Here is a 22638-nt window from a genome sequence, read left to right as displayed (position 1 = left end):
GTTTTTGTTTGCCCGAGAGGGCTCTCGGACTCGTATCTGGTGCCCGGGGTCGGACTCGAACCGACACGCCTTGCAGCGGGGATTTTGAGTCCCCTGCGTCTACCATTTCGCCACCCGGGCGGGAGGAGGTCGCGGATTATGGCCGAGCCGTCGGCCGGCGGTCAACCCGCGCCGGCCGCTATTCGTCCGCCGCCTCGCCCTTGAGCTGCAAGGCGCGCTGGTACAGCGCGTTGCGGTTGCCGCCACCGATCTCGGCCGCCAGCTTCACCGCCTGCTTCAGCGGCAATTCGCGCACCAGCGGCGCCAGCAGCGCGTCGTGCGCCGCCGCGTCGTCCTCGGCCTGCTCCGGCGCGGCCTCGACCAGCACCACCAGTTCGCCGCGCTGCTGGTTGGCATCGCTGGCCACCCACGCCGCCAGCTCGCCCAGCGGCGCGCGGCGGATGGTCTCGAAGGTCTTGGTCAGCTCGCGGCACAGCACCGCCTCGCGCTCGGCGCCGAACACCGCGGCCATGTCGGCCACGCTGTCGGCGATGCGGTGCGGCGCCTCGAAGAAGGCCACCGTGTGCGGCAGGCCGGCCAACTGCTCGAATTCGCGCCGGCGCGCGCCCGGCTTGGATTCGGGGAAGCCGTGGAAATAGAAGCGCGGCGAGCGCATGCCGGCGCCGGCCAGCGCCGCCAGCAGGGCCGAGGCGCCGGGGATCGGCACCACCGGGAAGCCGGCCGCGTGCACTGCCGCCACCAGCCGCGCGCCCGGGTCGCTGACCGCCGGGGTGCCGGCATCCGACACCTGGGCCACCGCCTCGCCGGCCCGCAGCCGCTCGATCACCCGCTCCGCCGCCTCGCGCTCGTTATGCTCGCGCAGCGAGATCATGCGGGTGTCGATGCCGCACAGCTTGAGCAGCTGGCCGGTCACCCGGGTATCCTCGGCCGCCACCAGGTCGACCGCCGCCAGCACGGCGCGCGCGCGCGGGGTCAGGTCGGCCAGATTCCCGATGGGGTGGCGACCACATATAATGACGGCCGATTAACGGGATACGCTTGCTCATGCACGGTAAAACGACCTCTCAAGGCTGGCTGCTCGTCGCGGCGGCGCTACTCTACCTTGCGCTCGCCGGCCCCGCCAACGCGGAAGAGGAGGCCATCGCCGAGCCGGCAGCCGAGAACCAGCCGCACATCGCGCTGATCCTGCCGACCCAGGCGGCGCGCTCGCTGGCCGCCCCGGCCGAGGTGGTCAGCAACGGCGCGCTGGCGGCCCAGGAAGCGCTCGGCGGCGACAACGTGCCGCCGCTCAGGCTCTACCCCACCGGCGCGCGCGACGAGGAGGCGCTGGTCGCCTACCGCGACGCGGTGGCGCACGGCGCGGTCGGCGTGATCGGGCCGCTCACCCGCGGCGCCATCGCCAAGCTGGCGGCCTTCGGCAAGCTGCCGATCCCGGTGCTGGCGCTCAATACGCTCGATCAGCAGAAGACCGTCCCCAATCTCTATGCGCTCGGCCTGTCGATCGAGGCCGAGGCGCGCCAGATCGCCGCCCAGATGTACCGCGACGGCCTGCGCAAGCCGCTGGTGATCGAGACCGACGGCGTGCTGTCCAGCCGCATGCGCGAGGCCTTCGCCGCCGAATGGCAGCAGCGCGCTGGCCAGGCGCCGGTGGTGATGGCGCTCGGCGCCGACAAGAACGCGCTGTGGAAGCTGCGCGACAACCTGGCGGAGGCGGCACCCGACGCGATCTTCCTCGCCTCGGGCCAGAAGAACGCCCACGTGGTGCGGCCCTACCTCGGCAACGACAGGCCGGTCTACGCCACCTCGCAGGTGTGGAACGGCAAGTTCGGCCGCGCCGGCGGCACCGACCTGGCCGGCGTCAAGTTCGTCGACATGCCCTGGCTGCTCGAGCCCTACCAGCAGGACGTGCTGGCCTTCAAGCGCTCGGCCAAGCCGCTGGTGGCCGACATGGAACGGCTCTACGCGCTCGGCGTCGACGCCTACCGGCTGAGCCTGCTGCTGCTGGTCGCCGCGCCCGGCGCCGCGATCGAGATGCAGGGCGTGTCCGGCACGCTGCACCTGTCGGAAACCCGCCAGTTCAGCCGCGAGCTGATGCGCGCCGACATCGGCGGCCAGCCGCGCACCCCGCCGCCGCCCAAGCCCGAACCGGAGGCGGCGCCGGCCATGCCGGCCGAACCGCCCGCCACCACACCGGCCGAGCCGGCCGCCCAGCCGGGCTAGCCGATGTCGATCGCCAAGGGTGCGGCAGCCGAAGCACGCGCGGCGAACTTTCTCGAAGCGCAGCGAGTCAGGATCGTGGCGCGCAACTGGCGCTGCCGCCACGGCGAGATCGACCTGATCGCCGAACAAGCCGGCACCCTGCTGTTCGTCGAAGTCCGCAGCCGCGCCCGGGGCCGCTTCGGCGACGCCGCCGCCAGCATCACCGCCGCCAAGCAGGCGCGGCTGGTCGCCGCGGCCCAGCTCTATCTCGCCACGCTCGCCCGCATCCCGCCCTGCCGCTTCGACGCGATCCTGCTCGACGGCGACGCCGAGCCGCGCTGGCTCAGGCACATCATCGAACTCTGAAATCGAACCAATGAACTCCGAAAGCCATCCATGGATCTGATCGATCGCGTCAACCAGCATTTCCTCGACAGCCTCGCGGTCAAGGAACTCGCGCGCGAACTCCTGGCCGCGCCGGTCGCCGTCGCGGCCGAACGCATGGTCGCGGCGCTGATGTCGGACCGCAAGGTCCTCAGCTGCGGCAACGGCGGCTCGGCCGCCGACGCGCAGCGCTTCGCCGCGGCGATGGTCGGCCGCTTCGAGAAGGAGCGGCCCGGCCTCGCCGCCATGTCGCTGGTGACCGACAGCTCGGTACTGAGCGCGATCGCCAACGACTACGACTACGAGCTGGTGTTCTCCAAGCAGGTGCGCGCGCTGGGCCAGCCCGGCGACATCCTGCTGGCGATCTCGACCTCGGGCAGCTCGGCCAACGTGATCGAAGCGGTGCACGCCGCCCACGAGCGCCAGATGAGCGTGATCGCGCTGACCGGCCGCGACGGCGGCAAGCTGGCCGAGCTCTTGACCGGCGAGGACCTGCTGCTCAACGTGCCGACCGAACGCGTCGCCCGCATCCAGGAAGTGCACCTCCTGCTGCTCCACGGCATCTGCGATGCCATCGACTTCATCCTGCTGGATGGCGAATAAAGCGAACCAAGGAATCCCAAGCCCATGAAACGACTCGCAACCCTCACCCTCGCGCTGCTGGCCGCCAGCCAGCTGAGCGCCTGCTTCCCGCTGGTGGTGGCCGGCGTCGGCACCGGCGTGGCCGTGGCGCAGGACCGGCGCGCCACCTCGGTGGTGCTCAACGACCAGGAGATCGAGAACGGCGTGGCCCGCTCGATCGGCAACAAGTACGGCAAGCTCACCCACGTCAACGTGACCAGCTACAACCGCAGCGTGCTGCTGACCGGCGAAGTGCCCGACGACGCGGCGCGCGCCGACGTCGAGCGGCTGGCGGCGCAGATCGAGGGCGTGCGCAAGGTCTACAACGAGGTGGTGGTGATGCTGCCCTCGAGCCTGGCCGCCCGTACCGGCGACGCCGCGCTGACCACCCGCATCAAGGCCGCCATGACCGGCAGCAACCGCGTCTCGCCGCTGCACGTGAAGGTGGTGACCGAACGCAGCCAGGTGTTCCTGCTGGGCCTGGTCAAGCAGGACGAGGGCACGGCCGCCGCCGAGATCGCCAGCCAGACCTCGGGCGTGGAGAAGGTCGTCACGTTGTTCGAATACACCGACTGAGCGCGGCTGGGCGCAGTCCTGCAGGAACGGTTTCGTAGGAGCGGCTTCAGCCGCGAATGGTGGCGATGTTCCACCGGTTCGCGGCTGAAGCCGCTCCTACGTCCGGGCCTGCGGATGTTCAAGCAGCGCGCAGACGCCGCTGCGCCAGCATCCCCACCTCGACCGCCACGATGGCCTTGGCCTGGTTCATGTCGTCGACGTAGCCGATGCCGTACAGGCAGCAGGCCAGCTGGTTCACCACCGGCGTCGGGATCGGCGCGTCACCGGCCAGCATCGCCTCGATCCAGCGCGCGGTGGCGGCCGCGTCGAGGCCGGCCGGCAGCGTGCCCGGGTGGCTGAACGAGCCGTTCTCGGCGCGGAACAGCACGTGCTGGCGACCGCCGTGCAGGAAGTCGATCTCGGGCCGGTGGCGCGGATCGGCGAACGGCTCGCCCTCGGTGCCCATCAGCACCAGCGCGCGGCGCTGCTGGGCCAGGCAGATCTGGCGGAAGCGCTCGAGCCGGTCGGCATGGGTGGCGCCGATCACCGTCAGCGCGCGCGCGTCGTCGAACGGCTGCAGCAGCTTGGCCGCCTGGTGGCCCAGGTGGCGCACGCCGAGCCGGCTGCGCAGCGCCAGGAGGCCGGCCAGGCCCGGCGCCAGCGCGCCGACCGGCAGGAACACCAGGCCGTCGCGCGCCAATGCTTCCTCGGCCCGCGCCAGCGTGGCCACCGGCATGATGCCGAGTTCGCGCAGCACGTAGGCGCTGGCCACCCGGCCGTGGCCATCGAGCTCGCCGTGGATCAGCACCGGGATCTCGAAGCGCCGCAGCAGCAGCGCCAACAGCGGCGTGAGGTTGGGAAACTCGCGCGCGCCGCCGTAGGACGGCAGCACCACCGCCGGTTTCTCGCCGGCGGCCAGCCGTGCGGTACGGGCGGCCAGCGCCTCGGCGGCGCCGCCGAGCTCGTCGGCGTGCTCGCCCTTGAGCCGCAGCGCCAGCAGCAAGGCGCCGAGCTCCAGGTCGGGGATGCCGCCGTCGAGCATGGCGGCGAACAGGCTGCGCGCCTCTTCCTGGCCCAGGTGGCGCGATTCGGCGGCGGCGACAGCCTTCAGCAGCCGGGTGTAGCTCATTTCGTCTCTCTCCTTGTAGGTCGCCCCCGCCCGGAGCAACCGCCGTGCCACCCGCCGCGGGGCGCCATGGCCGTCGCGGCGGACCGCATTCCGCGCCGCCGCAGTGCGGCCGCGGCGGCCGCGTGCACCGGCGCGGGGCGGCCGTGCGCCCGAGCCCGCTCGCGCGGTGCTGCGCCGCGCGCTACAGTCGGACCATGCTGATCGATACCCATTGCCACCTCGACGCCCCCGAATTCGATGCCGACCGCGACGCGGTGTTCGCCCGCGCCCGGGCCGCCGGCGTGGCCAAGATCGTGGTGCCGGCCGTGAGCATGCCGACCATGGCCGGCACGCTGGCGATGCGCACGCGTTACGGCTGCGCGGTGGCGCTGGGCCTGCACCCGATCTACGAACGCACCCACCGCGACGCCGACCTGGCCGCGCTGCGCACGCTGATCGAGACCGAGCGGCCGGTCGCGGTCGGCGAGATCGGCCTCGATTTCTTCGTCGAGGGGCTCGACGCCGCGCGGCAGACCGAGATCTTCGCGGCGCAGCTGAAGCTGGCGCGCGATTTCGACCTGCCGGTGCTGCTGCACGTGCGCAAGTCGCAAGACCAGGTGCTCAAGCAGCTGCGCCGCTTCGGCCTGCGGCGCGGCATCGCCCATGCGTTCAACGGCAGCCGGCAGCAGGCCGACGCCTATCTCGAACTCGGCTTCAAGCTCGGCTTCGGCGGCAACCTCACCTTCGAGCGGGCGCTGAACATCCGCCGGCTGGCGACCGAGCTGCCGCTCGAGGCCATCGTGCTGGAGACCGACGCGCCCGACATCGCGCCGTCCTGGGCCTATCGCCAGCGCAACGAGCCGGCCGAGCTGGCCCGCATCGCCGAGGTGCTGGCCGGGCTGCGCGGCATCCCGCCCGAGGCGCTGGTGACGGCGAGCGGCCACAATGCGCGGGCGATACTCGAACTTGACGTGACGAGCGACTAGACTTCCAGCAAACCCTGATAGAGAAGGTGCCATGCTGCCGCTACGCCGCCTGCTGCTGATGTCCGCGCTGTCCTGCCTTGCCCTCGGCGCGAGCGCGGCCGAACCGACCTGGCGCTTCTGCCACGAGGACAACGAGACCTATCCGTGGATCCTCAAGGAGCGCGAAGGCCTCTACGCCGCCTTGGCGCGGATCGCGGCCAAGCGCGCCGACGCCCGCATCGAGCTGGTCGAACTGCCCTGGAAGCGCTGCCTGACCGACGTCAAGTCGGGCGCCATGGACGGCGTGATCGGCGCCGGCTTCCTGGTCGAGCGCTGCGAGATCGGCGTCTATCCGGGCGAGGAATGCCGCGCCGACCTCAACCAGCGGCTCTACATCGACCGCTTCCCGCTCTACCGCAACCGCAATTCCGCCCTGCAGTGGGACGGCAAGAAGCTGCTCGGCCAGACCAAGCCGATCGCGGTGCAGCCCGGCTTCGTCGCCGCACGCGTGCTCAAGCAGATGGGCGTGCCGATCGACGAGACCGACAAGCAGCCCTACCAGATCCTGCGCAAGGTGGCGGCCGGGATGGTCGACGGCGCGATCCTGCAGGCGCCGGTAGCCGATCCGCTGCTGCGCGAGATCACCGACTTCGGCAACGCGATCGAGCGCATGCCGGTCTCGTTCCAGGAATACCCGACCTTCCTGGTGCTGTCGCACCAGCGCTTCAACGCCGATCCCAAGCGGGCCCGCGCGATCTGGCAGGCGTTCGTGCAGACGCGCGATTCGGCCGAGTACCAGGCGGCCAAGGCGGCATTGGGCTACTCCGAGCCCGATTGAGCGGAGCAAGGCAGGAATCGCGGCAGGCGCTGGTCGATCCGGCTCGCACCGAACGCAGCTCGGGACTGACTCCCGGCGCGCTTTCCAACGGCCGCTGTCGGGAGTCAATCCCGACCTGCATTCAGATCCCGGCCCGCGTCCCGTCAGCTCACGCAAACGCCGGCTCGGCCTCCCGCGCCAGCGCCAGTACATCCTCCCGCACACAGACGAAGCGCCCGGCCAGATAGTCCCAGCGCTCGACCCGGCATACCTCCTCACCCCTCGCGTAGCGCAGCAGGTTGACCGAGTTGGGCGCGCCGCGGCGCAACCGCCACGACAGCGCGGTGCCGGCCTGCACCGCCCACACCGGCCGCGGCAGCGCGGCGTAGCGCTCGCCCAGCGGCCGCACATAGGGCAGGTGGATATGGCCGCCCAGCACCAGGTCGGCGCCGGCCGCCGCCCAGGCGCGCGCGGCGGCTTCGGCGCCGTGCAGCAGGTTGGCCTCGTCGCTCGGCTCGATCACGTGCAGCGGCTGGTGCGTGACCACCAGCCGCAGCTGGCCGCGCCGCGCGCGCGCCAGCCGCGCCGCCACGCGCTCGACCTGGGCAGCCGACACTTCGCCGTCCTTGTGCCGGCCCGGCCGGGTGGTGTTGACGCCGATCGCCAGCAGTTCGGTCGACTCGAAAACCGGCTCCAGCTCGTCGCCGAAGCAGCGCCGCCAGCCGCCGTAGGGCTGCAGCAGGCGCGCCGGCAGGTTGAACAGCGGGATGTCGTGGTTGCCCGGCAGCGCCAGCAGGGCCGGCGGCGCCAGCCGGTCCAGGTAGGCGCGCGCGGCATCGAACTGGCGCCGGCGCGCGCGCTGGGTGACATCGCCCGACAGCACCAGCAGGTCGGGCCGCGCCTGGCGCGCCAAGGCCAGCAGCGCCTCGGCCACCGGCGCCTGCTCGGTGCCGAAATGCGGGTCGGACAGCTGCAGCACCACGCTCATCGCGGCTCGGCCGGCCGGGCCGGCAGCAGCAGCTCGAGCGGCTCGGGCGACAGCTCGAAGCGCAGCGGCGTGTGCATCCAGATGATTTCGCCGTCGGTGGCGACCTTGATGTTGCGGCGGCCGTAGGCGCGACGCAGCCCCACGGTCATATGGCGGAAGGTGAAGCGGTCGATGCGTTCGTCGTCGTGCAGCTGGCCGAGCGCGCCGCGCAGCATCAGGCCGAGCAGCCGGCCGCTGCCGACCTTGCCGAGCGAGATGGCGGCGAGTTCGCCCTGCCCCACCGTCGCCGCCTCCGGCAGGCCGAGCTGCGCCAGTTGCAGCGCGTTGTTGCCGACGAACAGCGTCGGCGTGCGCAGCGTCTCGGTGACGCCGCCGCGCTCGATTTCCAGGTGCAGCTTGCGGTGCTCGCGCAGCAAGGTCGCGATCGCGGCGAACAGCGCCACCAGCCGGCTGCGGCCGTAGCGCTGCTTGAACGTCTCGCGGTCCTCCAGGAGGCGCGGGTAGAGCCCGATGCTGGCGTTGACCAGGAAGACCCGGCCGTTGACCAGGCCGACCTGCACCGGCCTCACCCGCGCGTCGAGCAGCGCGCGCGCCGCCTCGGCGCCGTCGAGCGGAATGCCGTGGGTGCGGGCGAAATAGTTGAAGGTGCCCTGCGGCAGCACGCCGAGCGGCACGCCGCTGCCGAGCGCCGCCTGCGCCACCGCGTTGACGGTACCGTCGCCGCCGGCGGCCACCACGCAGCCGCCCATCCGCTGCGCCAGCTCGACCGCGCGCCGCGCCACCACCGGCAGCATGCGCTGCATGTCGTGCTCGGGCACGGCCAGGAATTCGCAGCTGCGGCCAGCCGGCTCGAGCTGATCGCGGATGACGCGTTCGCGCGAATCGGCGGCATCGCTGCCGGACACGCCGTTGATCACGATGAAGAAGGGACCGCGCGGAGCGGCCGTGGCGCCGATGGCGCGCCGGATTTCGGGGTGGTTCATGCGCAAGGCCTCCATGGCTACGACTGGGAGGCGAGCATTCGAGCCCGCTTACAAGTTGGTGGGCGAAGGGGGGAAAGAGTTCGGCACCAGTGTGTGAGGTGTGAGGTGTGAGGTGTGAGGTGTGAGGTGCGAGGTGCGAGGTGCGAGGTGCGAGGTGCGAGGTGCGAGGTGCGAGGTGCGAGGTGCGAGGTGCGAGGTGCGAGGTGCGAGGTGCGAGGTGCGAGGTGCGAGGTGCGAGGTGCGAGGTGCGAGGTGCGAGGTGCGAGGTGCGAGGTGCGAGGTGCGAGGAATTCGGCATGCGCCGTATCGGCCTGAGCGGCCTGCTCCCTCTCCCTCCGGGAGAGGGCTGGGTGAGGGAGCGCCCGTGGAGCCCCTCTGACCTGCAGCACAACCTGAACCGCCGCTCCCTCACCCTGCCCTCTCCCGGAGGGAGAGGGTAAGTGCAGCAATCACCTGTACTGCCTAAATGGGGAACGCTCCCCTTACGCCTCACCCCTTACAGCACAGACCGGGCACGCCGGATCGCGCCTGAACCGCAGCGAGCGCCACTCGTGGCTGCGCAGGTCCAGCGTCAGCAGGCGCCCAAGCGGCACGCCCTCCATGCCGATCAGCAGCTTGAGCGCCTCGGCAGCCTGCATGGCGCCGACGATGCCCACCAGCGGCGCGAACACGCCGAAGGTCGCGCACGGCCCGTCGCTGGCCTCGCCGTCCTCGTCGAACAGGCAGCGGTAGCACGGACTGTCGGCGCGGCGCGGGTCGAACACCGCGAACTGACCGTCGAAACGCACCGCCGCGCCCGACACCAGCGGCTTGCGCGCCGCCACGCAGGCGCGGTTCACCGCGTGGCGGGTGGGGAAGTTGTCGGAACAGTCGAGCACCACGTCGGCCTGCGCCACCGCGGCCGCCAGCGCCTCGCCGGCCAATCGCTCGGCGATCGGCACCACCTCGACCAGCGGGTTGACCGTCGCCAGCGTGGCGCGCGCCGAGTCCACCTTGGCCTGGCCCAGCGCATCTTGCCGATGCACGATCTGGCGCTGCAGATTGGTCAACTCGACGACGTCGGCGTCGGCCAGCAGCAAGCGGCCGACGCCGGCCGAAGCGAGATAGAGCGCTGCCGGCGAACCGAGCCCGCCGAGCCCGACGACCAGCGCCGTGGCCCCGGCCAGCCTGCGCTGCCCCTCGATGCCGACCTCGTCGAGCAGGATGTGGCGGCTGTAGCGCAGCAGTTCGTCGTCGCTGAAATCGGGCGGGGTCTGGGTCATGGCGAGCAGCGGGAAGTGGCGGAAGACCCGGGACGGGGCGAGAGGCGATGATAGCCCTTAGGCCGATCCATGCGCCCATAAACGAGGCGACAGTTCGGATGGCTGCTGCCAGGCACCGCCGTGCGCGCCTCAGCTTCGGGCGGAAAAGAGCAACCGTACAAAGCGGCGGTTCGATGAATCCGCCCTCACCCCAACCCCTCTCCCGCGCGGCGGGAGAGGGGCTTTGGCCGCATGCCGCTACAAGCGCAGAGCCCCTTTCGACGAAGCTCATCCGCGATGCAAGCCGCTCCTGCACAAGCCGCCAGCAACCTTGCCGGCATGTACGCAGCGACATGCCTAGCGACAGGAGCAAGGGAAAGCGAGCGAGAGCCAGCGAGGCTCCCTCTGGACCACCCCACAAAGTCTCCGACTTTGCGGGGTCCCCGGAGCGGCGAGAGCGGGGGAAGCCGGGGTGAATCAGGGATTGCCGCTGGTCGAGGCCCACGAATCACGAACGCCCGGCTTGGCCGGGCGCTGCACTACCAAATCGCGCTGCTGCGAAGTTCGCAAATCCACCAGGCAATCACCCGAATTTCTTCAAGGCCAGCCCCACCATCGCCGCGACCTGCTGCAGGTATTGCATGTCGGCCTGGCTCCACTCGCGCGTCCCCACCGTCTGCTCGCAGCGCACCACGCCGAGCTGGCTGCCGCCGACCTCGACCGTCACGTCGAGCAGCGAATAGATGTTGAGCGGCTCGAGATAGCTCTCGTTGAAGGCTGCCGTGGCGGCCTGGTGGCGCGCGTCGGTGGCCATCACCAGCTTCAGCTCGCGCAGGGCGGCGAAATAGTCGGGGAAATCGTCCTCGCTGAGCGCGATGCCGCTGCTCCACTGGCCGTCGGAGACGTCGTACAGGCTCTCGCACACCAGGCTGTCCTGCAGCGCACCCTGGAAGAACCAGAAGCTCGCACGGCTGGCGCCCATCTCCTGCACCACGGCGCGGGCCAGCATCGAGAAAAACTTGGAGCGGTCGAGCTTGCCTTCGCTGAGCAAGCCGAACAGGTTCTTGAGCAGATTGGTATCGTGCATGGTCTCGTCCGTGCGATCGGGGCCGGGATCGTGCCGCCTCATCTGCATCGTTATAGCCGCTGGCCCGCAAAACACGAAGGCCCGCACGGGGCGGGCCTTCGGGGCGGCGGAAACGGTGCCGGACTACTTGATCAGCGCGGCGGTGCGGCTGACCACCTGCTGCACCTTGAGCACGTTGAGCGCCTGCTGCAGCTGGTAATCCTTCTTCAGCGAGATCTCGCCCGGCTTGAGCGGCTCCTCGTCCTTGTCGTCGCGGCCCTTGGCCGCCGGCTTGGCCTTGTCGGCGGGCTTGGCCGCCGTCTTGGGCGCGGTGTCGAGGCGCGCTTCGGGCTGGTTGTCGGTCTTGGCGTCGGGCCGCGCATCCTGCTTGGGCTCCTCGCCCTGCGGATTGCTCAGGTGATGCTCGAGATCGGCCTCGCGCACGCGGAAGGCGGAGACGTCGACGCCGTTGAGCGTGGCCTCTTCGACCTCGATGTCCGGCACGATGCCCTTGGCCTGGATCGAGCGGCCCGCCGGCGTGAAGTAGCGTGCCGTGGTCAGCTTGATGGCGGCGTCCTTGCCGACCGGCAGGATGGTCTGCACCGAGCCCTTGCCGAAGGTCTGGGTACCGACCACCACCGCGCGCTTCTGGTCCTGCAGCGCGCCGGCGACGATCTCGGAGGCCGAGGCCGAGCCCGAGTTGACCAGCACCACCATCGGCACCTTCTTCACCGCGGCGGGCAGGTCCTTGGCGCCGCGGTCGTAGGTGTCGCGCGAGGCGGTCAGGCGGATCTTGGAATCGCCGGCGCGGCCGTCGGTGTAGACCACCAGCGCGTCGTCGGGCAGGAAGATCGAGGACACGCCGACCGCCGCGGTCAGCACGCCGCCCGGATCGTTGCGCAGGTCGAGGATCAGGCCCTTGAGTTCGGCTTTGTTGTCCTTGTAGAGCTTGTCGAGCGCGCGGGCGACATCCTCGGCCGAGCGTTCCTGGAACTGGGTCAGCCGCACGTAGCCGTAGTTCGGCTCGATCAGCTTCGATTTCACGCTCTGCACCTTGATGATGGCGCGGGTGAGCTCGAAGGTCAGCGGCTTGGTCTCGCCCTTGCGCAGCACGGTCAGCGTGACCTTGGTATTGGGCTTGCCGCGCATCTTGGTGACGGCGTCGTTGAGCGACAGGCCGCGCACCGGCGCGTCGTCGATCTTCATGATGTAGTCGCCGGCCTTGATGCCGGCGCGGAAGGCCGGGGTGTCCTCGATCGGCGAGATGATGCGGACCAGGCCGTCCTCCTGGTTCACCTCGAGGCCGAGGCCGCCGAATTCGCCCGAGGTGCTGACCTTGAGATCCTTGAACGCTTCGGGATCGAGGTAGGCCGAATGCGGGTCCAGCCCGGTCAGCATGCCGTTGATCGCTTCGTTGATCAGCTTCTTGTCTTCGACCGGCTCGACGTAGTCCTGCTTGATGCGCGCGTATACCTCGGTGAAGGCGCGCAATTCGTTGATCGGCAGCGGCGACAGGTTGTCCTTGTCGGCCAGCGCCGTGGCGCCTACCGCCAGCAGCGCGCCGAGGCCCGTGCCCGCCAGCAGGAGACTGATCTTCTGTACTTTCGCTTGCATTGCCGCCGTTTCCTTGTGTCGCTCACTTCGCCCAGGCGAGTGGGTCGACCGGTTTGCCGAGATATCTGATCTCGAAGTATATGCCCGTTTGTTCGCTGCCACCGCTGTTGCCGCTGGTCGCCACGTCGTCGCCGGCGCGCACCGTGTCGCCGACCCGCTTCATCAGCGCTTCGGCCGCACCGTAGAGGCTCATGTAGCCGCCGCCGTGGTCGACGATCAGCATGTTGCCGAAGCCGCGCAGCCAGTCGGCGAACACCACCCGGCCGCCGGCCACCGCCTTGACGCCCTGGCCGGAACCCGCGCGGATGAACACGCCGCGCCAGGCGGTGCCCTCGCTGCGCGGGGTGCCGAAGCGGCCGATCACCTCGCCGCGCGCCGGCAGCCGCAGCTGGCCCTTGAGCTCGGCGAAGCGGCGGCCTTCGGCGCTGCCGTCCGGCACCGATTCGTTGCGGCGCAGCGGCGTTTCCGGCTTGGCCGATTGTTCCGCCGTGGCCGTTTGGAGCGCGCCGTTCTCGCCGCGTTCCGCCTCGTTGCGGCCCGATTCGTTACGAACTGTTTCGTTGTGCGCGGATTCGTTACGGCCGGCCTCGGCCGGCTTGCCCGCTTTGTTCGCCTTGGCGATCCGCGCCGCCTCGCGCGCCTGCGCCAGCTTGCGCGCCTGTTCCTTCCTGGCCCGCTCGCGCGCCTCCCGCGCCTCGCGTTCGCGGCTCAGCCGCGCCAGCTTCTCCATCAGCACGGTCAGCCGCTTCTCGTCGGCCTGCAGCTTGCCGATCTGCTTGCGCTGGGCGCCGATCTCGTCGCTGAGCTTGCTCAGCACCTGCTGCTTCTCGGCCTGCTGGGCGCGCAGCTTGTCGCGCTGGCGCTTGCGTTCGGCCGCGATGCGGTTCAGTTCTTCCTGTTTCTGCCTGATGACTTCGGCCAGCGCGTCGAGCTTGCCGAGCTGCTCCTGCAACTGGCCCGACAGCCGGTGCTGCGCCTCGGCGATGTAGCGGTAGTAGCGCAGGTCGCGGCTCAGCTGGTTCGGGTCCTGCTTGTTGAGCAGCAGCCGCAGCGCCTCGTGCTCGCCGTTGCGATAGCGCGCGCGGATCAGCTCGGCCAGCCGCGTGCGGTTGCGCTCGAGCCTGGCCCGCGTGCGGTCGATGTCGGCATTGACGCGGGCCAGTTCCTGCTGCGACAGCTGCTGCTGGCGATTGAGCTCGGCCATCGCGCGGTTGGCCTCGCTGATCGCCTGCTCGCTCGACTTGAGGGCGTCGGCCGCCTCGTGGCGGTCGGCCTCGTTCTCCTGCATGTCCTGCTTGAGCGAGTCGATCTTCTGCCGCAGCTCCTGCAGGTCGTCCTGCGGCTCGGCAGCCCAGGCCGCGCCGGCCAGGCAGCCGGCGGCGGTCAGTGCGAGAAGGCGTCGGAACATCGGGCGGGGCGGGATCAGGCGAATCGGATCAGGGAACGGCCGGTCATCTCGGCCGGCTGCGGCAGGCCCATCATGGCCAGCAGGGTCGGCGCGATGTCCTGCAGCGCACCCTCGCCCATCGGCGCCAGCGTGGCCTTGCGGCCGACGTAGAGGAAGGGCACCAGGTCGGTGGTGTGCTGGGTGTGCGGCTGGCCCGAGGCCGGATCCCACATCATCTCGCAGTTGCCGTGGTCGGCCGTGATCAGCACCTCGCCGCCGGCGGCCTGCATCGCCGCCACGCAGCGGCCGACGCAGGCGTCGAGCGTCTCGACGGCCTTGACGGCCGCGTCGAGCTTGCCGGTGTGGCCGACCATGTCGCCGTTGGCGTAGTTGCAGACGATGGCGGCGTACTGGCCCGATTCGATCGCGGCGACGATCTTGTCGGTGACCACGGCGGCGCTCATCTCGGGCTGCAGGTCGTAGGTCGCCACCTTGGGCGAGGGCACCAGCACGCGGTCCTCGCCGGGGAATTCCTTCTCCTCGCCGCCGGAGAAGAAATAGGTGACGTGCGGATACTTCTCGGTCTCGGCAATGCGCAACTGCTTGAGGCCGAGGCTGGACAGCCATTCGCCGAAGCCGTTCTTCACCTTGGCCTTCTCGTAGGCGACCGGGTAGGGATAGCTGTCGGCGTAGCGCGTCAGTGTGGCGTAGATCGACGGCGTCGGCACGCGGTCGCGCACGAAACCGTCGAAGGCCGGGTCGGTGATCGCGACGCTGATCTCGCGGGCGCGGTCGGCGCGGAAGTTCATGAACACCACCGCGTCCTCGTCCTCGATGCGGCGGGCGATGCCGTCGTCGCGGATGGCGGTGGCCTGCACGAACTCGTCGTTCTCGCCGCGCGCGTAGGCGGCGTGCAGCGCCTCGAGCGCGCTGGCGGCGACGTGGGCCGCCTCGCCGTTGACCACCAGCCGCCAGGCCGGCTCGACGCGCTCCCAGCGCTTGTCGCGATCCATCGCGTAGTAGCGGCCGACCACCGAGACGATGCGCGCGCCGGGACAGGCGTCGCACACCGCCTGCAGGCGGCCGAGGTAGAGCTCGGCGCTGCGCGGCGGGGTGTCGCGGCCGTCGAGGAAGGCATGCACGTTGATGTGCCGCACGCCGGCCGCGTGGGCTTCGCGGATCAGCGCGTGGATGTGGTTCTCGTGGCTGTGCACGCCGCCGTCGGAGATCAGGCCGAGGATGTGGAGAGTCTTGCCCAGCGCGAGCGCCTTGCCGATCGCGTCGGCCAGCACCGGGTTGCGGCCCAGCGTGCCGTCGGCGACGTCGCAGTCGACCCGGCTGATGTCCTGCTGCAACACCCGGCCGGCGCCGATATTGAGGTGGCCGACTTCCGAATTGCCGAACTGGCCGGCGGGCAGACCGACGAACTGTTCCGAGGCGTTGATCGCGGTATAGGGATAGTCGCGCGTCAGCCGGTCCCAGTTCGGTTTGACGGCCTTCAGGATGGCGTTGTCATCGCCTTCGAGGCGGTGGCCGAAGCCGTCCAGAATCAGCAGCAATACGGGTGTCACGGTGGTCATGGCAGCGGCCCGGGGGAAGGATCGCGGCGATTTTACCTTGTCGGGCGCGGTTGCGCGGCCAGATGGGCGCGATTAACATTCCGCAGTCCTTAGCGGCCGCCCCTTGTCTCCAGGCCGCATCCCCTCTCGTATATCGTTTTGCAACTGAATACCGAAGAAGCTCCCCGCCCCTATGTCTTATCACCTGATTCAGGACGACGAACAAATCGAGCAGGCGTCGCGTGCCATGAAGGCCATGTCGCACCCGCTTCGGCTCAAGATCCTGTGCGTGCTGGGCGAGAGCGAGGTCAGCGTGCAGGACATCGTCGACGCGGTCGGCACCTCGCAGAGCAATATCTCGCAGCACCTGGCGATCATGCGCGAGAAAGGCGTGCTGCGGACCCGCAAGGACGCTAACCGGGTCTACTACCGCGTCGGCGATCCGCGCACGCTCGAAGTGGTGAGCATGATGCGCGACGTGTTCTGCGGGTTTGCCAAGTAGGCGGAGCGCATATCGCAAGGACGGCCGGCTTGATGCCGGCCGTTTGCATTCTGGCGGCGAGTGAAGGGTGAGGCGTTAGGGGTGAGGCGTAGCCCCATCCCCCACCCAACCTCCCCTTGAAGGGGGAGGAGCAGGGCGCATAAGTCAGATCGGCAGTGATCGTCAAACGTGTCGCAATGTAGCTCCCTCCCCTTCAAGGGGAGGGCTGGGGCGGGGATGGGGTTACCCTTCCCCCTTCCCCTTCCCCTTCCCCGTTCGCTCTTCCCCATACAGCCCCACCACCCTCCCCCATCGCCTAGACTGGTGCGGACACCACCGGAGGAAACCCCGCCATGTTCCGCCTGCTGCTCATCCCCGCCGCGCTGGCGCTCGCCCTGCCCGGCCCGTGCGCGCATGCCGCCGACCGCATCACCGACGCACCGTTCGCCACCCGTTCCGAAGTGATCGCGCCGCACGCGATGGCCGCCACCAGCCAGCCGCTGGCGACCCAGATCGCGCTCGACGTGATGAAGCAGGGCGGCAACGCGATCGATGCCGCCATCGCCGCCAACGCGGCGCTCGGGCTGATGGAGCCGGTCGGCGCCGGCGTCGGCGGCGACCTGTTCGCGCTGGTGTGGGACGCCAAGTCCAAGAAGCTCCACGGCCTCAACGCCAGCGGCCGCTCGCCCAAGTCGCTGAGCCTGGCCAAGTTGAAAGAAGAACTGGCCAAGCAGGGATTGAACGAGATCCCGCCGTTCGGCCCGCTGCCGGTCAGCACGCCAGGCGCGGTCGACGGCTGGTTCGAGCTGCACGGCCGCTTCGGCCGGTTGCCGATGGCCCAGATCCTGGCGCCGTCGATCCGCTATGCGCGCGAGGGCTTCCCGGTCAGCGACGTGATCGCCTACTACTGGCAGCGCAACGTCCGCGCGCTGCTCAAGTTCCCCGGCATCCGCGAGCAGTTCACCCGCGACGGCGCCGGCCCGCGCAAGGGCCAGCGCTGGACCAACCCGAACCTGGCCGCCACCTACGAGGCGATCGCCCGGGGCGGCCGCGACGCCTTCTACAAGGGCGACATCGCCCGCCGCATCGGCGACTACATGGCGCGCAACGGCGGCTACCTGAGCGCCGACGACCTGGCCGGCCACCGCAGCGAATGGGTCGAGCCGGTATCGACGCGCTACCGCGACGTCGAGCTGTGGGAACTGCCGCCCAATACCCAGGGCGTCGCCGCGCTGGAGGCGCTCAACATCCTCGAAGGCTACGACTTCAAGGCGGCCGGCTTCGGCAGCGTCGAGCACCTGCACCGTTTCGTCGAGGCCACCAAGCTGGCCTTCGCCGACCGCGCCAGGTTCTATGCCGACCCCGACTTCGCCCGCGCGCCGGTGGCCCGGCTGATCGACAAGGGCTACGCGGCCGAGCGGCGCAAGCTGATCGGCGAGCAGGCGATGCAGACGGTCGCCGCCGGCGACATGGCGCTGAAGACCAGCGACACCGTCTACCTGACCACCGCCGACGCCGACGGCAACATGGTCTCGCTGATCCAGAGCAATTACCGCGGCATGGGCAGCGGCATGGCGCCCGAGGGGCTCGGCTTCATCCTGCAGGACCGCGGCCAGCTGTTCGCGCTCGACGAGGGCCACGCCAACGTCTACGCGCCGGGCAAGCGGCCGTTCCACACCATCATCCCGGCCTTCATCACCCGCGGCGGCGAACCCTGGGTCAGCTTCGGCGTGATGGGCGGCGACATGCAGCCGCAGGGCCACGTGCAGATCGTGATGAACCTGGTCGACTTCGGCATGAACCTGCAGGAGGCCGGCGACGCGCCGCGCATCTACTGGGACACGCCGCAGCAGCCGACCGGCGGGACCATGCGCGACGGCGGCACGGTGAACCTCGAGACCGGCTTCCCCTACGCCACCGTCCAGGCGCTGCTGCAGAAGCGCCACCGCATCGGCTACGACCTCGGCGCCTACGGCGGCTACCAGGCCATCATGCGGCTGCCCGACGGCGGCTGGATCGGCGCCAGCGAATCGCGCAAGGACGGCCAGGCGGCCGGCTACTGAACCCTCTTCGTCCCGGAGATCATCGTGTCCCGCCTGTTCGCCTGCGTCCTCGCCCTGTTCGCCTCGCTGCTGTCGCACGCCGCCGACCCCGGCTTCGAGCTGGTGCCGCTGGCCGACGGCGTCTACGCCGCCATGCGGCAGGACCCGCCCGGCTACGCGGTCGAGGCCAACAGCCTGATCGTCGTCAACGACCGCGACGTGCTGGTGGTCGACGCGCAATCGAACCTGGCTGCCACCCGCGCGGTGCTGACGGCGCTGCGCCGGGTCACCGACAAGCCGGTGCGCTACGTGGTCAACACCCACTGGCACGACGACCACATCGTCGGCAACCGGGTCTACCGCGAGGCCTTTCCCGGCGTCGAGTTCATCGGCCATGCCGCCAGCCTGGCCTACCTGCAAGGGCCGGGCATCGCCGCGCGCGAGCGTTTCCACCGCGACGACGTGCCGGGCTTCTCGGCCATGCTGCGGCAGGCGCTCGAACGGAGCCGCAACCTGGCCGGCAAGCCGATCAGCGACGAGGAGCGCGCCAGCTACCGCAGCGACCTGGCGCTGGCCGGCGGCTATGCCAGCGTGGCGCCCGACTTCCGGCCCGAGCTGCCCGACATCACGGTGCAGGACGGCCTGACCCTGGTACGCGGCGAGCGCAGCATCGAGATCCGCCACCTGGGCCGCGGCCATACCGCGGGCGACCTGGTGGTCTTCCTGCCGCGCGAGCGCATCCTGGCCGCCGGCGACCTGGTGGTGTGGCCGATCCCGTTGATCGGCACCGGCCAGTCGCACGTGGCCGACTGGGCGACACGCTCGAACGCCTGCTGGCGCTCGGCCCGGCCGTGGTGATGCCCGGCCATGGCCCGCTGCTGCGCGACGATGGCTACATCCGCCAGGTGCAGGCGCTGATGCGCAGCGCGAGCGGCCAGGTGCGCGACGCGCTGGCCCGCGGCGAGACGGCCAAGGAGATCCGCCGCGCGGTCACCCTGGCGCCCGAACGGCGCGCCTTCGCCGGCGACAGCGCGGTGCGCGATGCGCTGTTCTCGAGCTATGTGCTGGGGCCGGCGGTCGACAGCGCGCTGGCCGATCTCGCGCCGGCGTCGTGAACCCATCCCCGTAGGAGCGGCTTCAGCCGCGAATCCGTGGCTGCCACTACCGCCATTCGCAGCTGAAGCCGCTCCGGCGGTTGCCGGTGTGACCGGCGAAAAAGATGCACCGCAGAGGACGCCGAGGACACGGAGGCAGGACCCTGCTGCATATGGCCGCATACCGCCGATCGAGCCGGCCTTCCTCCGCGTCCTCGGCGTCCTCCGCGGTGGAAGTCCCTTCGTTGCGCTTCCCGCCGCCGCTCGATGGGATTAACTGGAATATCTGCAAGGGCGAGCAGAGGTGAATGAACGGGCGAATATGCTGCCTGGATGAGCGCGACGGCCTGCCTATACTCCAGCCATCCCCTCGCTAGGAGCGCAGCCATGCCGATCCAACCGGTGGACACCCTTCGCACCGTCGCCCTGGTCGGGCATTTCGACGCCGGCAAGACCACCCTGGCCGAAGCGCTGCTGCACCGCGCCGGCGCCATCGCCAGCATGGGCACGGTCGAGCGCGGCGACACGGTCTGCAATACCGATCCGCTCGAGCGCGAATACCGCCATTCGCTCAATTCCGCGCTGTGCCATTTCGACTACGGCGGCGCCGCGATCCGGCTGATCGATACGCCGGGCTATCCCGATTTCGTCGGCCCGGCGCTGTGCGCGCTGGCGGCGGTCGAGACCGCGCTGGTGGTGGTCAACGCCCAGGCCGGCATCGAGCTCAGCACCCGCCGCATGATGGCCTGGGCGGCCGAGCGCAAGCTGTGCCGCATGATCGTGGTCAACAAGATCGACGCCGAGCGGGTCGACCTGCCGGCGCTCTTGGCCGAACTGCAGGCCGCCTTCGGCCGCGAGGTGCTGCCGCTGAACCTGCCGGCCGGCGGCGGCGTGGCCGACTGCTACTTCGCGCCGAGCGGCGGGCCGACCGATTTCTCCTCGGTGGCCGAGGCCCACCAGGCGCTGGTCGACCAGGTGGTCGAGGTCGACGAAGCGCTGATGGCGCGCTACCTCGAGGACGGCGAGATCGCGCCCGAGGCGCTGCATGCGCCGTTCGAACGCGCGCTGCGCGAGGGCCACCTGATCCCGCTGTGCTTCGTCTCGGCGCGCAGCGGCGCCGGCGTGGCCGAATTGCTCGAGGTGCTGGCGCGGCTGGCGCCGAACCCGGCCGAGGGCAATCCGCCGTTGTTCTACCGCGGTGAGGCCGGAACGGCCGAAGCGCGGGGCGGTGAGGCCGGGCGGCCGGAACGCGGGGCGACGAGACCGATCCGGTCGAAGCCGGCGGCAGCGAGGCCGAAGCCTTCCGCGCCGAACCCGACCCAGCGCGCCACGTGCTGGCCCATGTGTTCAAGGTGGTGATCGACCCCTTCGTCGGCAAGCTCGGCGTGTTCCGCGTCCACCAGGGCACGGTCACGCGCGACAGCCAGCTGTTCGTCGGCGACGGCCGCCGGCCGTTCAAGGTCGGCCACCTGTTCCGCCTGCAGGGCCGCCGCTACGACGAGGTCGACAGCCTCGGCCCGGGCGAATTCGGCGCGGTGGCCAAGGTCGACGAGATCGAATTCGACGCCGTGCTGCACGATTCGCACGACGAGGACCGCATCCACCTCGTCGCGCTGGCCTTCCCGCGGCCGATGCACGGCCTGGCGATCGAGCCGCGCCGGCACGGCGACGAGCAGCGCATCGCCGAGGTGCTGCACAAGCTGCGGGCCGAGGACCCGTGCGTCGAGGTCGAGCAGGTGGCGACCACCCGCGAGACGGTGCTGCGCGGCCTCGGCGACCTGCACCTGCGCGTGCTGCTCGACCGCATGGCGGCGCACAAGCTCGAGGTGCAGACCAAGCCGCCGAGCATTCCCTACCGTGAGACCATCACCCGGCCGGCCGAGGGCCACCACCGCCACAAGAAGCAGAGCGGCGGCGCCGGCCAGTTCGGCGAGGTGTTCCTGCGCGTCGAGCCGCTGCCGCGCGGCGGCGGCTTCGTGTTCGAGGACGCGATCCACGGCGGCAGCATCCCCGGCCAGTTCCTCGCCGCGGTCGAGAAGGGCGTGCGCGCCGCACTGGCGGCCGGGCCGCTGGCCGGCTTCCCGGTCGAGGACGTCAAGGTCACGGTCTACGACGGCAAGAGCCACGCGGTCGATTCCAAGGACGTCGCCTTCCAGGCCGCCGGCCGCCGCGCCATGCTGGCCGCGCTCAAGGCCGCCCAGCCGATCGTGCTGGAGCCGGTGGCGGCGATCGAGATCAACGCGCCCGAGGCGAGGATCGGCGACCTCGCCGCCGACCTGGTCGGCCGCCGCGGCCAGGTCGGCGGCACCGAGGCGCTGTCGCAGGGACTGGCCAGCGTCCGCGGCCAGGTACCGCTGGCCGGGCTGGACGGCTATGCCGGCCGGCTCAAGTCGATCACGGCCGGCCAGGGCAGCTACACGCTGGTGCTGAGCCACTACGACGCGGTGCCGCAGGAGGTGCAGCAGCGGCTGGCGGCGGGGTACAAGGCGGCGGCGGAGGAAGATTGAGGGTGTTTGAGTTCGGCGCGGTCGGCGAATGACCGAGTGGGCGTAGAAAGACCATCGACTCGGCGATTCAATGAATCCGGCCAAGGATGGCGGCCGCCGGGCCGTCACTGAATGAATGCCCCTCCCCCGCCAGGAGAGGCTCCCGTTCCTGCGGGGCGGGAACGGGGTGGGTGAGGAAGCGACGGTTCGGGAAACAATACGGTCGGCTACGACTCGACCGTCGCGCCTTCACCCTACGCCGGGCGCCCCTGCCCTCTCCCGGCGGGAGAGGGCAAACCGCGTCGTTGCGACGCGGCCGTTCGCTTGCCTGCGAGGCGACTGCCGTTCAAGCCGCCTGGGCAGCCCTCAGCGGCGCGAAATCGAGCTTCACCGCCGTCTGCTCGGCGATCTCGGCTTCGGTCACGCCCGGCGCCAGTTCCAGCACTTCGAGGCCCTGGGCGCCGATGCGCAGCACGCCGAGGTCGGTGATGATCATCTCGACCACGCCCTTGCCGGTCAGCGGCAGGTTGCACTCGGGCAGGATCTTGGCCTCGGTGCTGCCGTCCTTCTTGCGCGCCACGTGCTCCATCAGCACGATCACGCGGCCGACGCCGGCCACCAGGTCCATCGCGCCGCCCATGCCCTTGACCATCTTGCCGGGGATCATCCAGTTGGCGAGGTCGCCGCGCTCGCTCACCTGCATGGCGCCGAGGATGGCCAGGTTGATCTTGCCGCCGCGGATCATGCCGAAGCTGTCGCTCGAGCTGAAGATCGCCGAGCCGGGCAGCGTGGTGATGGTCTGCTTGCCGGCGTTGATCACGTCGGCGTCGACTTCGGCGTCGGCCGGGAACGGGCCGATGCCGAGCAGGCCGTTCTCCGACTGCAGCCACACTTCCATGCCTTCGGGCACGTGGTTGGCCACCAGCGTGGGCAGGCCGATGCCGAGGTTCACGTAGTAGCCGTCGCGCAGTTCCTGCGCCGCGCGCGCGGCCATCTGGTCACGATTCCAAGCCATGCTGTTCTCCTCAATAGCTTGTCACAACAGGTC

Annotated in this window: 22 protein-coding genes and 1 tRNA gene; 12 read left to right on the top strand and 11 right to left on the bottom strand. The window is 70.2% G+C overall.

What is annotated here, in order from left to right; translation table 11 throughout:
* Window positions 1-37 precede the first annotated feature (37 nt).
* A tRNA-Leu gene (locus H9L41_RS06740) sits at window positions 38-120 on the bottom strand.
* 58 nt (window positions 121-178) lie between these two features.
* Complete coding sequence (gene rsmI, locus H9L41_RS06735; protein ID WP_308419614.1) at window positions 179-955, bottom strand: 16S rRNA (cytidine(1402)-2'-O)-methyltransferase; 777 nt, start codon at window positions 953-955, stop codon at window positions 179-181.
* Window positions 956-1044: 89 nt separating this feature from the next.
* Here rsmI and H9L41_RS06730 point away from each other — a divergent pair, with 89 nt between their 5' ends.
* From H9L41_RS06730 to H9L41_RS06715, 4 genes are read left to right on the top strand one after another with little or no spacing between them, the layout of a single operon-like run.
* Window positions 1045-2220: a penicillin-binding protein activator gene (locus tag H9L41_RS06730; protein ID WP_051318984.1), complete on the top strand. Its 1176-nt coding sequence runs from the start codon at window positions 1045-1047 to the stop codon at window positions 2218-2220.
* A gap of 3 nt (window positions 2221-2223) precedes the next feature.
* Window positions 2224-2565: a YraN family protein gene (locus H9L41_RS06725; protein WP_028446144.1), complete on the top strand. Its 342-nt coding sequence runs from the start codon at window positions 2224-2226 to the stop codon at window positions 2563-2565.
* Window positions 2566-2595: 30 nt separating this feature from the next.
* A complete protein-coding gene (locus tag H9L41_RS06720; protein ID WP_028446143.1) occupies window positions 2596-3186 on the top strand; it encodes a phosphoheptose isomerase in 591 nt (196 codons plus the stop codon).
* A 24-nt stretch (window positions 3187-3210) separates the two neighbouring features.
* A complete protein-coding gene (locus H9L41_RS06715; RefSeq protein WP_028446142.1) occupies window positions 3211-3780 on the top strand; it encodes a BON domain-containing protein in 570 nt (189 codons plus the stop codon).
* A gap of 118 nt (window positions 3781-3898) precedes the next feature.
* Here H9L41_RS06715 and ybiB read toward each other — a convergent pair whose 3' ends face one another.
* Window positions 3899-4888, bottom strand: a complete 990-nt coding sequence (gene ybiB / locus H9L41_RS06710) for a DNA-binding protein YbiB (RefSeq protein ID WP_028446141.1) — start codon at window positions 4886-4888, stop codon at window positions 3899-3901.
* 194 nt (window positions 4889-5082) lie between these two features.
* On the opposite strand from ybiB, the gene H9L41_RS06705 reads away from it, so the two are divergent.
* Together H9L41_RS06705 and H9L41_RS06700 are read left to right on the top strand one after the other, a co-directional pair.
* Window positions 5083-5853, top strand: a complete 771-nt coding sequence (locus tag H9L41_RS06705; RefSeq protein WP_028446140.1) for a TatD family hydrolase — start codon at window positions 5083-5085, stop codon at window positions 5851-5853.
* A gap of 31 nt (window positions 5854-5884) precedes the next feature.
* On the top strand, window positions 5885-6670 hold the full coding sequence (locus H9L41_RS06700) for a substrate-binding periplasmic protein (protein ID WP_028446139.1): 786 nt from the start codon (window positions 5885-5887) through the stop codon (window positions 6668-6670).
* A 148-nt stretch (window positions 6671-6818) separates the two neighbouring features.
* On the opposite strand, the gene H9L41_RS06695 is transcribed toward H9L41_RS06700, so the two are convergent.
* The 7 genes from H9L41_RS06695 to gpmI form a co-directional block, all read right to left on the bottom strand.
* The gene (locus H9L41_RS06695) at window positions 6819-7637 is read right to left on the bottom strand and encodes a metallophosphoesterase family protein (RefSeq protein WP_028446138.1); all 819 of its coding nucleotides are present in this window, start codon (window positions 7635-7637) and stop codon (window positions 6819-6821) included.
* Window positions 7634-8620: a diacylglycerol/lipid kinase family protein gene (locus H9L41_RS06690; RefSeq protein WP_084300208.1), complete on the bottom strand. Its 987-nt coding sequence runs from the start codon at window positions 8618-8620 to the stop codon at window positions 7634-7636. The genes H9L41_RS06695 and H9L41_RS06690 overlap by 4 nt, the downstream gene beginning before the upstream one ends.
* Before the next feature lie 482 nt (window positions 8621-9102).
* Entirely contained in the window at window positions 9103-9882 is a 780-nt protein-coding gene (locus H9L41_RS06685) for a HesA/MoeB/ThiF family protein (protein WP_028446276.1), read from the bottom strand.
* 562 nt (window positions 9883-10444) lie between these two features.
* Window positions 10445-10948 carry a GAF domain-containing protein gene (locus H9L41_RS06680; protein ID WP_028446275.1) on the bottom strand — a complete coding sequence of 168 codons (504 nt, stop codon included), beginning with the start codon at window positions 10946-10948 and terminating at the stop codon, window positions 10445-10447.
* Between the two features lie 123 nt (window positions 10949-11071).
* On the bottom strand, window positions 11072-12541 hold the full coding sequence (locus H9L41_RS06675; RefSeq protein WP_028446274.1) for a S41 family peptidase: 1470 nt from the start codon (window positions 12539-12541) through the stop codon (window positions 11072-11074).
* A gap of 22 nt (window positions 12542-12563) precedes the next feature.
* The gene (locus H9L41_RS06670) at window positions 12564-13949 is read right to left on the bottom strand and encodes a murein hydrolase activator EnvC family protein (RefSeq protein ID WP_034606984.1); all 1386 of its coding nucleotides are present in this window, start codon (window positions 13947-13949) and stop codon (window positions 12564-12566) included.
* 14 nt (window positions 13950-13963) lie between these two features.
* Window positions 13964-15508 carry a 2,3-bisphosphoglycerate-independent phosphoglycerate mutase gene (gpmI, locus tag H9L41_RS06665; RefSeq protein WP_028446272.1) on the bottom strand — a complete coding sequence of 515 codons (1545 nt, stop codon included), beginning with the start codon at window positions 15506-15508 and terminating at the stop codon, window positions 13964-13966.
* A 235-nt stretch (window positions 15509-15743) separates the two neighbouring features.
* On the opposite strand from gpmI, the gene H9L41_RS06660 reads away from it, so the two are divergent.
* The 6 genes from H9L41_RS06660 (at window position 15744) to H9L41_RS25590 (ending at window position 21611) form a co-directional block, all read left to right on the top strand.
* Entirely contained in the window at window positions 15744-15989 is a 246-nt protein-coding gene (locus tag H9L41_RS06660; RefSeq protein WP_211236879.1) for an ArsR/SmtB family transcription factor, read from the top strand.
* A gap of 332 nt (window positions 15990-16321) precedes the next feature.
* A complete protein-coding gene (gene ggt / locus H9L41_RS06655; RefSeq protein ID WP_034606982.1) occupies window positions 16322-18031 on the top strand; it encodes a gamma-glutamyltransferase in 1710 nt (569 codons plus the stop codon).
* A 24-nt stretch (window positions 18032-18055) separates the two neighbouring features.
* On the top strand, window positions 18056-18868 hold the full coding sequence (locus H9L41_RS06650) for an MBL fold metallo-hydrolase (RefSeq protein ID WP_187523735.1): 813 nt from the start codon (window positions 18056-18058) through the stop codon (window positions 18866-18868).
* Window positions 18868-19125, top strand: coding sequence for a hypothetical protein (locus H9L41_RS06645; protein ID WP_187523734.1), 258 nt, complete (start codon window positions 18868-18870; stop codon window positions 19123-19125). The genes H9L41_RS06650 and H9L41_RS06645 overlap by 1 nt, the downstream gene beginning before the upstream one ends.
* Before the next feature lie 366 nt (window positions 19126-19491).
* Entirely contained in the window at window positions 19492-20463 is a 972-nt protein-coding gene (locus tag H9L41_RS25595; RefSeq protein ID WP_308419613.1) for a GTP-binding protein, read from the top strand.
* Window positions 20436-21611, top strand: a complete 1176-nt coding sequence (locus tag H9L41_RS25590; protein WP_308419612.1) for a hypothetical protein — start codon at window positions 20436-20438, stop codon at window positions 21609-21611. Before H9L41_RS25595 ends, H9L41_RS25590 begins: the two co-directional genes overlap by 28 nt.
* A 325-nt stretch (window positions 21612-21936) precedes the next feature.
* Here H9L41_RS25590 and H9L41_RS06635 read toward each other — a convergent pair whose 3' ends face one another.
* Window positions 21937-22605 carry a 3-oxoacid CoA-transferase subunit B gene (locus H9L41_RS06635; protein WP_028446267.1) on the bottom strand — a complete coding sequence of 223 codons (669 nt, stop codon included), beginning with the start codon at window positions 22603-22605 and terminating at the stop codon, window positions 21937-21939.
* Window positions 22606-22638 lie beyond the last annotated feature (33 nt).

Source organism: Chitinimonas koreensis, from assembly GCF_014353015.1.
Classification (GTDB): domain Bacteria; phylum Pseudomonadota; class Gammaproteobacteria; order Burkholderiales; family Chitinimonadaceae; genus Chitinimonas; species Chitinimonas koreensis.
Note: the sequence above shows the minus strand (reverse complement) of the source record. Positions and strands in the feature narration are given on the sequence as shown.